Raw genomic sequence first — 13173 nt, 5'->3', positions numbered from 1 at the left:
GGAGTGCACCCGACACCAGGGATCGGGGGACATTCCTCCTGGCGCCGGGCACTAAGAGCAGCGTCAACCCATTGCGGCACAAAGAAAATGACACTTTCGGATCCAGTGGACCGAAAGTGTCAATCGTGGGACGAATCTGTGGCTACAGCTCCAGGCGAATCTGGTTCGCCAACTCGCGCGTTTCCGGCGTCAAGGTGCGCCGCTTGATGATGACCTTGGTCAGGATGTCCCGCCCATACTGCTGTTGCACAAGCCATTCCGGTGCAACGTTCCGCACAGTCTGCATTTCCGCGATGGCCTCGGGAAACTGGCCGAGCTGAGCGTGGGCGTGGGCCACGTCGAGGCGATGCCTCAGCCGGCTCGACGCAACCGGCTGCAGCGTGGCCGGCGGTGTGCGCTCGGCAATCGAGAGCGTCATTTCGGGGCGGCCCGCAATCGCGTGACCCTCGGCGGCGATGTGCGCCACCGTGATCGGTCCGAAGGTTCTCACAGTCGATGCGTCGGTGTAGACCTCGCGACCGATCCGCGCCGCCGCAGCGCGCGCCAGATTCATCGCGTCTTCGGCCTCCCCGTCCTCGTTGTTCCGGACGCTGATGTTCGCGACGTACAGCCACATGCGGCCCCACGTCGACAGCTCCGCGGTGGTGGCCCGGGAGAAACGGGGCGGCTCTATCTCGTCGGCCCATCGGATCGCAAATTCCCGCGCATCGGCAATCCGACCTTGCCGCAGCATGACCCACGCCAGGGTGTTCGCGGCGGCCGCCGCATCTATGCGGTCCTCGGCCGCGTCGATCGCCCTATTCAGCGTCGCTTCCGCTGTGTCGAATTGCCGGCACTGCGTGAGCATCCAACCCGTGAGGTTGAGAACGCGGGACCGGACCGTTCGCCCCTGTTCCTCCACGTCGTCGGCGTCGCGCAGAACCATCGGCAGCAGCGCGGCCACCTCGCCGTAGCGGTGGGTCCCGAGCATCCCGCGCAGGTTCTCCAGATCGGTCCGGACGTCCGCGCCCGACACGGTGCTATCGGCCGCCTCGGCATGGCCGACGAGCGCGCGGCGCACGGGCTCCCAGAGCGCTTCGGTTTCGGCGTCGGCGTATTCGGCGTCTTGCCCCTCGGCGAGATCAGCCGTGCGGACCCGCAGCGCTACCGCGAGTTGCCGCAGTGCGTATAGCCGCGGCTCGTATTCCCCGCGTTCGATCCGGCGCAGCTGGGACAGCGATACATCGGGGCATCGCTCTGCCAATTCGAGTTGGGTCAGCCCTGCACGCTTGCGGGCATTCTTCAACCGTTCCCCACGGTCCAAGCTCATGTTCCGAGGCTACGGCGGTTCCGTGATCCCGTACAGAGCGCGGGCGATCGGTAAGCTACAGCTGGCGCGACAACGAGAGAGGCTCCCTAATCTCGCGAATTCGCTGATGGGGGCCTTTCGAAGTGCGCCCGGAGAGACTCGATCTCCCAACCTTCTGATGCGTAGTGGGAGGCTACGGCTTCTTGGCCGGTGTAGTTCGGGCCCGCGAGGGGGTCCGCACCCAGGTAGCGGAAGCTCCACGCCGGAATTGCATGGCCGGTTCGGGTCAGGCGGTGCGTTCGCGACGTGTAGGTGAAGCCGTTGCGGCGCAAGGCCGTTGAGAACCTGCGGCCCAGGGGTCCGCCGTTCGCGTCGCGAAGTGAGGTGGCGTCGAAGTTCAGGGCCAGCCGGCCGTCAGGCGCCAGCCAGGACGACATGCGGGTCAGGGCCGCGAGTTTGTCGCCGACGTAGTGGATGGCGTGGACGCTGGTGATGAGGTCGATGGGGGAGTCCGGGGACCAGGACAGGACCGAGCCGGTCGCGAGCTCGACGCCGGGCCTCGGTGTGCCGCGGAAGTAGCCGACCAGATCCAGGCCCGTGATCCGGGTGTTGCCGGGAAGATGCTCTGCGGCCTCGAAAAGGGCGAGGGCGCTGCCGCATCCGACATCGAGCCAGCGTTGCGGCCCGGGTCGGGCGGCCAGCCAGGCGATGGGGTCGAAGCCGAGTTCGCGGCGGTAGGCGGGCAGGCGGCGGTCGCGGTTCATGGCGGAGTTCGCCACTACCGCAGTCTGTTCCAGGTGGGCGTCGTCGATCAGGTCGGGCACCTACCCATCCTGCCGGGTCAGTCCGGTTCGGGTGCGATGAGCAGGGCGACGATGGTGTTGATCTGGTCGGTTGACGGTGTCGGGAGGCTGTCGCGACCGTGGATGAAGCCGATGCCGAGGTAGACCAGTGCACCCGCGCGGAGGCGGGCGGCCTCGGCGTCGAAACCGAGTTCGGCCAGGGCTGATTGGATGACCTGGAAGATGCGCTGGTCCAGTTCGCGGACGGCGTCGGCGACGTGGGGGCGGGTGCGCGACCATTCGCGGACGGTGGCCTCGACCAGCCAGTTGCGTTCGACGAGCATGGTGGCCATCGCTTCGATGCGGTCCTCGACCGGAATGGAATCGACCGCGGCGAGCCCGGCGATGATTTGGCCCTGGGTGGCGCTCCAGTGGGCAGCCATGGCCTCCTCGAGCTGGCCGATGTCGTCGAAATGCCAGTAGAAGCTGCCCTTGGTGACGCCGAGCGCCGCGCACAGGCTGGGTATCCGCAGTGCGCCGGCGCCTTCGCGGGCCAGCAGGGCCAGCGCGCCGTCCACCCAGTCCTCGTAGGAGAGGCGCGGGGCGCGGCGTCCGGTGCCGGACGTCGAATCGCGTTGTTGTGCTTCGGCTTTCCTGGACCTGCGGGGCGTGGTGGCCGGGCGTGGGAGCTCGGCGGTCATCGGGACCTGCGCCAGTTCATCGTCTGCACCCCTCGATCGTAGAACGCGGGCATTTCCATACTTTCGAGTACCTATTCCATACTTCAGAGTATGGTGTGTGGCGTCGAGGATCCGAAGGAGCCCCCATGTCACTGGACATGTCGTTGACACCCGCCGCCGAGCCCCCGCCCGCAACGGCCTGCCCCACCGCCTTCCGCTACTGGGAGGGCCGGAACACGCGCGCCGCCAAGCGTTTCGAACGCCTCGTCACCGCGATCGCCGGGAGCGGCCCGTTCCCCACCGACGCGCAGGCGAGCGCGCTGTGCGCGGACCTGTTCACCGGCGACCCGGTCGCCGAGCGATTCGTGGCCGAGGTGATGCACGGCGAGGCCGGGCCGCGCGCCGGCCGCGCCCTGCTCGACACCGCACTCGCGTCGGGCCTGGACGCCGTGCCCGATGCCCCGGCCGCGATGCGAGAACTGTTCGCGGAGTTCGAGACTCGCCCCGATTGGGTGCGCCCGGAGCTGGTGGAACAGGGTGCGGCGATCTGGCGGCGCTGGGGCACCATGCTGTTCAGCTTCGCCGGGGCCGAGACGCTGGAGATGTACACCGAGGCCGCCGTCGCGACCCCGCTCTCGCTGGCCGGCGGTTACGCCGGGGACAGCGCGCTGCGCCGCTTCCTGGAAACCTGCCGCTTCTGGATCGACGTCTCCCAGCCGGGCGCGCTGCTGACGCCGGGCTCGGACGGCCGCGCCACCGCCATGAAGGTGCGGGTGATGCACGTGGCGGTGCGGGCGCGCGTCGCCGGGCATCCGGAATGGGACACGCGGCGGTGGGGACTGCCCATCAGCCAGACCTATCAGCTGCTGACCCTGCTCGGCGGCAGCGTCACGCCGGCCCTGGGCCTGTGGGCGCTCGGCTATCAGACCACGCCTTCGGAAATCCGTGCGCTGCTGCACTTTCAGCGTTACCTGGGCCACCTGCTCGGAGTGCGGGTCGCCTGGTATCCGGAGACCATCGCCGACGCGCTGCGGGTGCTGGCGATGACGATCGTCGCGAGATCCTATGACGCCGGAATCCATGGCGCCGAACTGATCGAATCGTATCCCGCCGCCTTCGCTCCGCGGCCCGAGCAGCGTGGCATGCAACGGCTGCGCGCGGCCTACAACTACCGGATCAACGCGGTGTACGCGGCGATGTACATGGCTCCCGGCACTCGCCGCAAGTACCGGATGCCGCCGGTGTTCCCGTGGATTCTCCTGCCTGTGGCCCGGTTCCCACTGATCACCGCGATGGAGGTGGCCCGGCGCGGCTGCCCGCCGTTCGCGCGGCTCTACGAGCGAGTCATGGTGCGTCATCGCGAGAACTGGTTCCGCGCCCAGATGCTCGGGCGGGAAGCGAAATTCGACGCCACCGGAGCGCTGCGGCGCTGAACGCCCGCAGCCGCGTCATCGAAACATCATCTCTTCGAGGGGTATCGAGCTGTGACCAGCACTGAGATCACCGAGGTCTGGAATGGACCGGGTCGTCGTGACGGTGTCCTCACGACCGTCGCGCCGCACCACAATGGACTGCATCCGTCGTCGAGCAAGACGGCCTTCGAGCACTGGTATTTCGATGCCCTGCTCGACAGCGGCCACGTCGTGGTCGGCTTCCTCATCAAGCGCCGCCCCGAGGACCTGCCGTGGGCGCGGCCCTGGGTCGAGCTGATCGTCTACACCCCCGAAGGCGGCCGCCTGCAGGCGGCCAAGCGGTATTCGGCTGCGGCGACCAGCTTTTCGGCCGATGCCTGCGATGTGCGCATCGGCGACAACCGGGCCTGGTCGGAGTTTCCCGAGAACGGCCTACCTCGGCATCATGTGCGGCTGGCCGAGAACGGGCTGGCTTTCGAGTTGACCTTCGAGAACGAAACACCCAGCTGGATGCCGGGAAAGGGCGAAACGCGCTTCGGCGCGGAGGACAGCTTCGGATGGGTGGTCGGAGCTCCCCGCGCCCGGGTGAGCGGAACGCTCGAAATCGACGGGCACAAGCGTGCGGTCACCGGTCGCGGCTACGCCGACCACAATTGGGGCGTCGGCGATATGCGGCGCATCATCGACCGCTGGCATTGGGGCCGTCTCTACACCGACGACTATTCGCTGCTCTACGCCCAGGTCCTCACCCAGCCCCGGCAGGGCTCGCACTCGATCGCGCCACTGATGCTCGCCCACAAGGACGAAGTGGTGCTGTCCACAGGCGAAACGATCCTCACCGAGGGGCCGCGTCGCTATGACGCGATCGCCGGCCGCGACTTCCCGGAATGGATCGAACTGCGCGTACCCGACCGAGTGGAACTACGCCTCACCGTCGATTCGGTCATCCACGCGCACGACCTGCTCGACGATGTACCGCTCGTCCGATCACGCCTGTTCCGGCCCGTGCTGCACAAACTGATCGGCCACCCCGCCTACTTCCGGTTCCGGTCCACGTTCGAGCTGACCGTGCACACCGATGGTGAGGCCGTGCACCGCTCAGGCACGACCCTGCACGAACTCGTCGCGCTGCGCTGAACAGCGGAACGGTCTACGCGGCGGCTGTGTCCACGGCCGCCGGAGTCGAGGTGGGGATCGGTTCGCGGGTGCGCAGCGCGGCCCACAAGGCGGCGGTGGCCGCGGTGCACGCGGCTGCGCCACCGACATGGAAGGCGACCAGCGCGGCGGGCACATGGGTGAAGTACTGGACGATGCCGACCAGCGCCTGCGCGCAGACCAGCGCGATGACCAGGATCAGACGGTTGCGGATCGTCTTGTTCATACCGACCGCGGCCAGACCGCAGGCCAACCCGACCAGCAGAGCCAGGTAGGCGACCAGAAGCTCACCGTGCAGATGCACGAGGGTGACGATCTCGACCTGGAGCCGCTCGACCGGCTTCTCCACACTCTTGTCACCGGCGTGCGGACCCGCACCCGTGACCAGGGTGCCGGCGATGAGGGTCGCCGTGAGCGCGAGCCCACTCAACCCGGTGAGCAGTCGCAACGGTCGGGGGACCTGCACGGTGTCGACGCCGTCGTCGGGTTCGCCGACCTTGGCCCACAGCAGCGTCGCCAGGCACACCATCAGCATCGACGCCAGCAGATGCACCGCGACGGTCCACCACAGCAGTCCGGTGCGCACGGTGATACCGCCGATCACGGCCTGGAGCACGGTGCCGCCGGGCATCAGCCAGGCGAAGATCAGCACCTCTCGCCGGCGCCGCGCCCGGGTGACCGCGAGCACGATCGCCGCGGCGGCGAGCGTCACCACGAAAGTCAGCATGCGATTGCTGAATTCGACGACCTGATGCACCACCGGCACTTCGGCTACCGCGGTCGGCACGAAGCTGCCGGGGAAGCACTGCGGCCAGGTGGGGCAGCCCAGGCCCGAGGCGGTGACACGGACGACCGCGCCGGTCACCGAGATTCCGGCCTGGGACAGGATGACCAGGAAGGCGATGAGTCGCTGCACCCGCAGGGAAGGCATCGGGAGCAGGTCGGCAAGTCGCTGGAAGGCGCGAGACAGCACGCACCGATCGTAGCGGGGCCCTATATCGCCCCGTCACCGGCCCTACTACAGCGTGTCGTTAAACACGCTCGGACTCAATCGAACTTGAAGAACCGGGTGGCCAGCCACCCCGCCAGGCCACCCCAGCCGGCCAGCACGGCCAGCCCGTACCAGTCGACGCTGGTGCGCATCGCCCGATCCAGGCATTCGGAGAGCGCCCCGGAGGGAATGATCCGTGCGATCACGCTCACCGCGTGCGGCAGATCGTCGGACATGAACACCAGGCTCGCGGTCCCGAGCATGACGAACCACAGGATGTTGGCGAGCGCCAGCACCACTTCGGCCTTGAGCGTCCCGCCCAGCAGCAGCCCGAGCGCCGCGAAGGTCGCGGTCCCGAGTCCGATCACCACCGCGCCCAGCAGCAGCCCGCTCAGCGAGGGCCGCCAGCCCAGCGCGAAGCCGATGCCGCCCAGCAGAATCGACTGCAACACCACCACGATCAGCACCGCCGAGCATTTGCCCGCGACGATGCCCCACCGCGGCAGCGGCGTCGCGCCGAGCCGCTTCAACGCCCCGTAGCGCCGATCGAATCCGACCGCGATGGCCTGCCCGGTGAACGCGGTCGACATGATCGCCACCATCATCACCGCCGGCACGACCCGATCCACCCGATGCTCGCCCAGCCCGCTGACCGGCAGCAGCGTCAACCCGATCAGCAGCGTGATCGGAATGAACATGGTGAGTAGCAGCTGTTCCCCGTTGCGCAGCAACAGGATCAGTTCCATGCGGGTCTGCGCCGCCAGCATCTTGGCGCGCGTGGTCGGCTGCGGCGCGGGGGCGAAGGTGCCCGCCGCGAATCGGTTCTCGGTTTCGGTCACCCGCGCAGCTCCCGCCCGGTCAGTTCGAGGAACACGTCTTCCAGCCGGCGCTGGTCGATGCGAATGTCGCTGGGCAGCACGTCGATTCGCGCGCACCACGCCGTCATGGTGGCCAGCACCTGCGGGGTGATGTCGCCTTGCAGCAGGTAGGAGCCGGGCGTGGTCTCGCGCGGGCTGAACCCTTCCGGCAGCGCGGCCTGCAGCAGCGACAGGTCGAGTTTGGGTGGCGCGGTGAAGGCCAGCCGGCCTTCGGCGCCGTGCGAGGTGACCTCGGCGGGCGTGCCCTGGGCGACGACCCGCCCGTGGTCGATGATGACCAGCCGGTCGGCGAGCTGTTCGGCCTCGTCCATCATGTGGGTGGTGAGCAGCACGCTGACTCCGTCGCGGCGCAGCGCGTCGATGAGCTCCCACACCAGGTGCCGCGCCTGGGCGTCCAATCCGGCGGTCGGTTCGTCGAGGAACACGATCTCGGGCCGCCCGACCAGCGCGCACGCCAGCGCGAGCCGCTGCTGCTGCCCGCCCGAGAGCCGCCGATACGGTGTCCGCCGGGCGTCTTTCAGCCCGAGCGTGTCCAGCAGCCACGCGGGATCGAGGGGGTTCGCCGAATAGGAGGCGACCAGGTCGAGCATCTCCCCGGCCTTGGATCCCGGATACGCGCCGCCGCCTTGGAGCATCACGCCGATGCGCGGCCGCAGTTGATCGGAGTCGGCGATCGGATCCAGTCCCAGCACGCGCACGGCGCCGGCGTCGGGGGAGACGAAGCCCTCGCACATTTCGGTGGTGGTGGTCTTGCCGGCCCCGTTGGGTCCGAGCAGGGCCAGCACCTGTGCGCGTTCGATGTCGAAGCTGATGCCGTCGACCGCGGTGGTCTCGCCGTAGCGTTTCACCACGCCGTCGACGCGTACGGCGGGTCCGGAAGCTGCGGTCACGATGAGACACCGTAAGGCGTGGGCTGCTGTGACCGAGCCGACACCCCCGGCTGATTGCGCCACGGCAGCACATTTCGCGTGAGGAAGATCAGGGAACCGCCCACGATCAGGGTGGCGACGGCCGATTCGACGATCTGGAAGACATAGAAGTCCGCGCCGCGCGGCATCACCATCACCGACACGATCACCGAGAGCACCACCGCGGGTACCCGGAACGCGGGCCGGTTCGCCCAAGCTGCCAGCGGCACGATCGCCCACAGCAGGTACCAGGGCTGCACCACCGGGAACAGCAGCACGATCGCGCCGAGTGAAACACCCAGCGCGCCGATCGGATTCAACCGCCCGGTCCAGGCGGCGATGAGCATGCGCAGGATCACGAAGACCGTCACCAGCGAGGCGATCGGCCGGGTGATGTCGAGCAGGGCGGTGGTGTGATCGCCGAGCCCGAGCAGCACGCCGCCGAATCCGGTGATTATCCCGACGGCCGTCGGCAGCGACAGGTAACTGCGCACGGAGGTAGCGGTGCCGACGGTATTGACCCAGCCGAATCCGAGGCCGCTGGCATAGCTCACCGACAGTGTCGTGACCACTGCTATGACACCGAGCACGCCGCCCGCGATGAGCATCGGTTTGAGCCCGCGTCCCCACCGCCGCGCCAGTGCCATGCCGACGAACCCGAGGCTGACCAGCGAGACGATCTTCACCGCCGAGGACAGGGTGATCAGCACCGAGCCGAAGACCAGCAGTGCCCAGGCTCGTTGATCGAACTGCGGGCGATCGTCGATGGCGCGCAAGCAGAATTCCAGGCCCGCCAGCATCAGCCCGAGCATGAGCGCGTCATTGTGCACGCCACCCACCAGATGGAACAGCACCAGCGGGTTGGCCGCGCCGAGCCACAGCGCGCTCACCCCCGCGATGCCGCACCGGCGTGACAGCCGCGGCAGCGCCCACACGATCAACGCCACCCCCGCCAGCGCGAGCAACCGGTGCAGCCAGACCCCGAGAATGATGTTGTCGCCGGCGATCTGCGCGATTCCGCGTCCCATCCACAGGAACAGCGGCCCGTACGGCGCGGAGGTGGAGCGCCAGATGTTCGGCACATTGTTGGTGAGCACGTTGTCGAGTCCGAGCCCGTCGACCGGTCCGACCGAATACGGGTCCATGCCCCGGTTCGCGATCTCGCTCTGTGCCAGATACGAATACACGTCGTTGCTGAACATGGGCGGCGCGACGCTGAGCGGAAGGATCCACAGCAGCAGCGTCCGATCCATCTGCGAGCGGCTGAGCCGGTGGCGTGGATCCCCGCCCCACCCGCCGACGGCGAAACGCCCCAGCAGCAGCCAAGCCATGATCACCAGCACGGTGCCGGTCATGCACATGGCCAGGGTCGAGGTGCCGGCGCGCGCGAAGAATCCGAGCACCCGCATGCCGGAGATCGGATTCTGGTGCACCGGTTGCGCTCCGACGCCGAGCGCCGAGACCGCCATGATCACGGCCCCGGTCGCGCCGAGCAGCCGGATCCGCAGCAGTTGCAGGGTTTCGCGCCGGTCCAGGCCGGGCCGTTCGGCGTCGACGCTGTGCAGCACGGCGACGGTGTGATCGGCGGCAGGGACGTCCAGGCCGAGGGCCCGCCGTCCGATCTCGATGACTCTGCGCCCCGCGCCTTCCGCTACCGCCACAGGTTCGAAGCCTAGTCCGGCGGTGCGGGTCCGACGCCGATCGCATGGCCGTAGCGGGGGTCGAGGGGTGTGCCCGGCGATTGCCGCGCAGCACCCCCGTTTGCCTTTGATACCCCCGGGGGTATAGTCGTGACATACCCCAGGGGGTATGGAAGGAGACTCACATGCGAAGTACGACAGTCGGCGACGCCGGCGCTTCTGCGAGCACGACCGCCCCCGGCGGTCTCCTGGGCCGCCTCGGCGCGGTCATGGCCGACCGCGCCCGCTGGGTGTTCGGCTTCTGGCTGATCCTGTCCGTGGCCCTCGGCGCGGCCGCGCCCTCGGTGTTCGACTCCCTCGCCGGAGCGGGCTGGCAGGCCGACGGATCCGAATCCGTGCAGGTCCGTGACCTCGCGCAGGAACACTTCGGCGGCAACTCCGCCGCGGCGGTGCAGGTGGTGATCCACTCCGACACCGCGACCATGGACAGCCCGCAGGCGCAAACGCTGGTGGGAGATATCACCACGATCCTGCACGCCGACAGCCGTTTCGGCGCGATCGTCGCACCCGTGCCCGGCCAATCGGTCAGCCGCGACGGGCACACCGGCATCCTGCTGGCGGGCGCGAACGCGAGCACCGACGACATGGTCACCGCGGTCACCGACCTCGGCCCGCAATTGAAGGACCTCGCCACCGACGGCTTCGAGATCTACCCCACCGGCGCCTCGGCCCTGTGGAGCGACTTCAACAAGGCCAACCACGACGCCATGCTGAAGGCCGAGATGTTCTCCTGGCCGGTCACGCTGGCAATCATGGTGCTGGCCTTCGGCTCCCTGGTGGCCGCCGGGCTGCCACTGCTGCTGACCCTCACCGGACTGATCGCGTCGGCGGGCGGGCTGGTGCTGCTCAACCACTTCACGCCGATCTCGGTGTGGGCCATGAACTTCGCCATGATGTTCGCCCTCGCCCTGGGCATCGACTACGCGTTGTTCCTGGTCTCGCGCTTCCGCGACGCCGTGCGCGGAGACACTCCGGCGCGTACCGCGGTCGCCGTCACCATGGCCACCGCCGGCAAAGCGGTCCTGCTCTCGGGCCTGACCGTGCTGGTGAGCCTGTCGGCGGTGCTGGTGGTGCCCGCGCCCGCGGTGCGGACCATGGCGGTCGGCATCATGTTCGCGGTCTCGTTCGTGCTGCTGGCGACGCTGACCCTGCTGCCCGCGGTGCTCGGCGCGCTGGGCAAGCGGGTGAACGCGGGCTCGCTGCCGTATGTGGCTCGCCAGCAGCATCGTTCGCCCGCCTTCGCGAAGTGGGGTGAACTGCTGCATCGCCGTCCGTGGCCGTTCGCCATCGGTTCGCTGCTGGTGTTGATCGCGCTCGCGATTCCGGCGACGAGTCTGAAGGTGGCCATGCCGTCCATTCAGGTGGTGCCCGCGGATTCGTCCGTGCGGCAGGGCTACGAACTGGTGCAGCGCGAATTCGGCATGGGCGCACCGGGGATGCTGCAGATCGTGGCCCCCGAATCCGCCGCCTCCGAGGTCGTGCGAATCACCGGCTCCGACACCCGGATCGGCATGGTCACCCCGCCGCAGCCCGCCGCCGACGGCAGCGGACTGGTGATGATCCAGGCGACCCCGACCGTCGATCCCTCGGATCCGGCGATGGGCGACATCGTCGATTCCCTGCGGACCGCGCTCCCGGATGACGCGCTGGTCGGCGGCGCCGTCGCGGAGAACCTGGACCTGCAGCAGGCATTGAACGACTACCTGCCCCTGGTGGTCGGCATCATCCTGGTGCTCGGCTTCCTGCTCCTGCTGGTCGCCTTGCGCGCCCCGCTGATCGCACTGCTCGGTGCGGGCGTCAGTCTGCTGTCCACCGCGGCCGCCTTCGGTGTCGCGAAGCTGGTGTTCCAGGACGGCCACGGCGCGGGCCTGCTCGGCTTCACGCCGCAGGGTTTCCTGGACGGCTGGGGCCCGGTGTTCTTCTTCGCGATGATCTTCGCGATCGCCATGGACTACACGGTCTTCCTGCTGGCCACGGCGAAGGAACACTACGAGCGCTCCGGTGATCCGGCGGTGGCCCACATCGACGGCATCGCGCATTCGGGCCGGGTGATCGCGGCCGCGGCGGCGGTCATGGTGGCGGTGTTCTTCACCTTCGCCCTGGCCGACCCGTTGCCGCCGAAGGAGATGGGCATCATCCTCGGTGTCGCGGTGCTGCTGGACGCCGTGCTGATCCGCCTGATCCTGCTGCCGGTGCTGCTGCGCCTGACCGGGCACGCCGCCTGGTGGTCGCCGCGCTGGCTGCGCAAGGTGCTGCCGGACATCAGCTTCGCGCACTGATATCGGTCGGATCGACGACCGGACGGTGGGGGCCGTGGGAAATGGTGAGCCCTCTCTCACGGCCCTCACATACCCCCAGGGGTATGATGAAGTCATCGGACCCAGGGAAGGAACCCTCATGATCGGCGACGAAGACAGCATTGCACTGGTCCTCAACCGGCTGCGCCGCGCACACGGCCAGCTCGCGGGCGTCATCTCCATGATCGAGCAGGGCCGCGACTGCAAGGACGTGGTCACCCAGCTCGCGGCGGTGTCGCGCGCCCTGGACCGGGCCGGCTTCAAGATCGTCGCCACCGGTCTGCGCGACTGCCTGACCGGCGAACAGGCCGAGGGATCCGAGCCGATGACGGTGGAGGAACTGGAGAAACTCTTCCTGGCGCTCGCCTAGCGCCGGGATCGAAAGGAAGTCACGATGACCGCGAACCGCCGCTGGCCCATCGACCGCCTCGTGCCGGTCCTGGCCGCAACCATGGTGCTGCTCAGCATCGCGCTGGTACTCGCGTTCTCGACGTGGTGGCTGCTGCTGACCGCATTCGTGGCGGCCAACCTGATGCTCTACGGGATCGTGGGCTGGTGCCCGATGACGCTGCTGCTGCAGCGTCTGGGCGTCCCCCGGACCGGCTACCCCGCAACGGAAAGGACCGATCGATGACGCTCGCCCTGTCGACCACCCTGAACACCGGTTTCGCCGACGCGGTGGAGCGCACCCGGAAGGCCCTGTCCGAACAGGGTTTCGGGGTGCTCACCGAGATCGACGTGACGGCGACGATGAAGCAGAAGCTCGACGCCGACATGGAGGACTACCTCATCCTCGGCGCCTGCAACCCGCCGCTGGCGCACGCCGCCCTCGGTGTGGACCGCCAGATCGGGCTGCTGTTGCCGTGCAATGTGATTGTGCGCAAAGACCCTTCGGATGCCGCGACCGTGATCGTCGAGGCCATGAATCCGCAGCTGATGGTGCAGGTCGTGGGCGATCCCGCCTTGAAAGAGGTGGCCGACACCGCCGCCGCCAAACTGGGCGCCGCCATCGCGGCCCTGGGCTGAATCGGCCGCTCGTCCGGCCTGGTTGTGCCACTGCCCGAACACGATTCGCAGTGCCA

General features: G+C 68.4%; 13 protein-coding genes. 6 read left to right on the top strand and 7 right to left on the bottom strand.

All coding sequences use genetic code 11. The features are described 5' to 3' along the window. Positions 1–142: 142 nt before the first annotated feature. From ACYVKL_RS06765 to ACYVKL_RS06755, 3 genes are all read right to left on the bottom strand, one after another. Positions 143–1309, bottom strand: a complete 1167-nt coding sequence (locus ACYVKL_RS06765) for a helix-turn-helix domain-containing protein (RefSeq protein WP_379169217.1) — start codon at positions 1307–1309, stop codon at positions 143–145. A gap of 86 nt (positions 1310–1395) precedes the next feature. Next, positions 1396–2112, bottom strand: a complete 717-nt coding sequence (locus ACYVKL_RS06760; protein ID WP_379169215.1) for a class I SAM-dependent methyltransferase — start codon at positions 2110–2112, stop codon at positions 1396–1398. 17 nt (positions 2113–2129) lie between these two features. After that, positions 2130–2771 carry a TetR/AcrR family transcriptional regulator gene (locus ACYVKL_RS06755; protein ID WP_379169214.1) on the bottom strand — a complete coding sequence of 214 codons (642 nt, stop codon included), beginning with the start codon at positions 2769–2771 and terminating at the stop codon, positions 2130–2132. A 125-nt stretch (positions 2772–2896) separates the two neighbouring features. Between ACYVKL_RS06755 and ACYVKL_RS06750 the strand changes: the two genes are divergently transcribed. Together ACYVKL_RS06750 and ACYVKL_RS06745 are read left to right on the top strand one after the other, a co-directional pair. Next, entirely contained in the window at positions 2897–4183 is a 1287-nt protein-coding gene (locus ACYVKL_RS06750) for an oxygenase MpaB family protein (protein WP_379169212.1), read from the top strand. A gap of 51 nt (positions 4184–4234) precedes the next feature. After that, positions 4235–5299 carry a lipocalin-like domain-containing protein gene (locus ACYVKL_RS06745; RefSeq protein WP_379169210.1) on the top strand — a complete coding sequence of 355 codons (1065 nt, stop codon included), beginning with the start codon at positions 4235–4237 and terminating at the stop codon, positions 5297–5299. 13 nt (positions 5300–5312) lie between these two features. On the opposite strand, the gene ACYVKL_RS06740 is transcribed toward ACYVKL_RS06745, so the two are convergent. The 4 genes from ACYVKL_RS06740 to mptB all read right to left on the bottom strand — a co-directional run bounded on the left by ACYVKL_RS06740 (position 5313) and on the right by mptB (position 9755). Next, positions 5313–6290, bottom strand: a complete 978-nt coding sequence (locus ACYVKL_RS06740) for a COX15/CtaA family protein (protein WP_379169208.1) — start codon at positions 6288–6290, stop codon at positions 5313–5315. 74 nt (positions 6291–6364) lie between these two features. Continuing rightward, complete coding sequence (locus ACYVKL_RS06735) at positions 6365–7147, bottom strand: ABC transporter permease (RefSeq protein ID WP_379169206.1); 783 nt, start codon at positions 7145–7147, stop codon at positions 6365–6367. Next, on the bottom strand, positions 7144–8076 hold the full coding sequence (locus tag ACYVKL_RS06730; RefSeq protein WP_379169204.1) for an ABC transporter ATP-binding protein: 933 nt from the start codon (positions 8074–8076) through the stop codon (positions 7144–7146). Before ACYVKL_RS06730 ends, ACYVKL_RS06735 begins: the two co-directional genes overlap by 4 nt. Beyond that, a complete protein-coding gene (gene mptB / locus ACYVKL_RS06725; protein WP_379169202.1) occupies positions 8073–9755 on the bottom strand; it encodes a polyprenol phosphomannose-dependent alpha 1,6 mannosyltransferase MptB in 1683 nt (560 codons plus the stop codon). The genes ACYVKL_RS06730 and mptB overlap by 4 nt, the downstream gene beginning before the upstream one ends. A gap of 164 nt (positions 9756–9919) precedes the next feature. On the opposite strand from mptB, the gene ACYVKL_RS06720 reads away from it, so the two are divergent. The 4 genes from ACYVKL_RS06720 (at position 9920) to ACYVKL_RS06705 (ending at position 13117) form a co-directional block, all read left to right on the top strand. After that, positions 9920–12073, top strand: a complete 2154-nt coding sequence (locus ACYVKL_RS06720) for an MMPL family transporter (RefSeq protein ID WP_379169200.1) — start codon at positions 9920–9922, stop codon at positions 12071–12073. Between the two features lie 118 nt (positions 12074–12191). Continuing rightward, the gene (locus tag ACYVKL_RS06715) at positions 12192–12461 is read left to right on the top strand and encodes a metal-sensitive transcriptional regulator (RefSeq protein WP_213556139.1); all 270 of its coding nucleotides are present in this window, start codon (positions 12192–12194) and stop codon (positions 12459–12461) included. A 24-nt stretch (positions 12462–12485) separates the two neighbouring features. Then, positions 12486–12725: a YgaP family membrane protein gene (locus tag ACYVKL_RS06710; RefSeq protein ID WP_379169198.1), complete on the top strand. Its 240-nt coding sequence runs from the start codon at positions 12486–12488 to the stop codon at positions 12723–12725. After that, a complete protein-coding gene (locus tag ACYVKL_RS06705; protein WP_379169197.1) occupies positions 12722–13117 on the top strand; it encodes a DUF302 domain-containing protein in 396 nt (131 codons plus the stop codon). Before ACYVKL_RS06710 ends, ACYVKL_RS06705 begins: the two co-directional genes overlap by 4 nt. Positions 13118–13173 lie beyond the last annotated feature (56 nt).

The sequence above is a fragment of the Nocardia tengchongensis genome, assembly GCF_054781395.1.
Note: the sequence above shows the minus strand (reverse complement) of the source record. Positions and strands in the feature narration are given on the sequence as shown.

Coding starts and splice junctions, on each gene's coding strand:
- ACYVKL_RS06720 (WP_379169200.1), top strand. CDS start 9,920: ATGCGAAGTACGACAGTCGGCGACGCCGGCGCTTCTGCGAGCACGACC.
- ACYVKL_RS06750 (WP_379169212.1), top strand. CDS start 2,897: ATGTCACTGGACATGTCGTTGACACCCGCCGCCGAGCCCCCGCCCGCA.
- ACYVKL_RS06755 (WP_379169214.1), bottom strand. CDS start 2,771: ATGACCGCCGAGCTCCCACGCCCGGCCACCACGCCCCGCAGGTCCAGG.
- ACYVKL_RS06715 (WP_213556139.1), top strand. CDS start 12,192: ATGATCGGCGACGAAGACAGCATTGCACTGGTCCTCAACCGGCTGCGC.
- ACYVKL_RS06765 (WP_379169217.1), bottom strand. CDS start 1,309: ATGAGCTTGGACCGTGGGGAACGGTTGAAGAATGCCCGCAAGCGTGCA.
- ACYVKL_RS06705 (WP_379169197.1), top strand. CDS start 12,722: ATGACGCTCGCCCTGTCGACCACCCTGAACACCGGTTTCGCCGACGCG.
- ACYVKL_RS06710 (WP_379169198.1), top strand. CDS start 12,486: ATGACCGCGAACCGCCGCTGGCCCATCGACCGCCTCGTGCCGGTCCTG.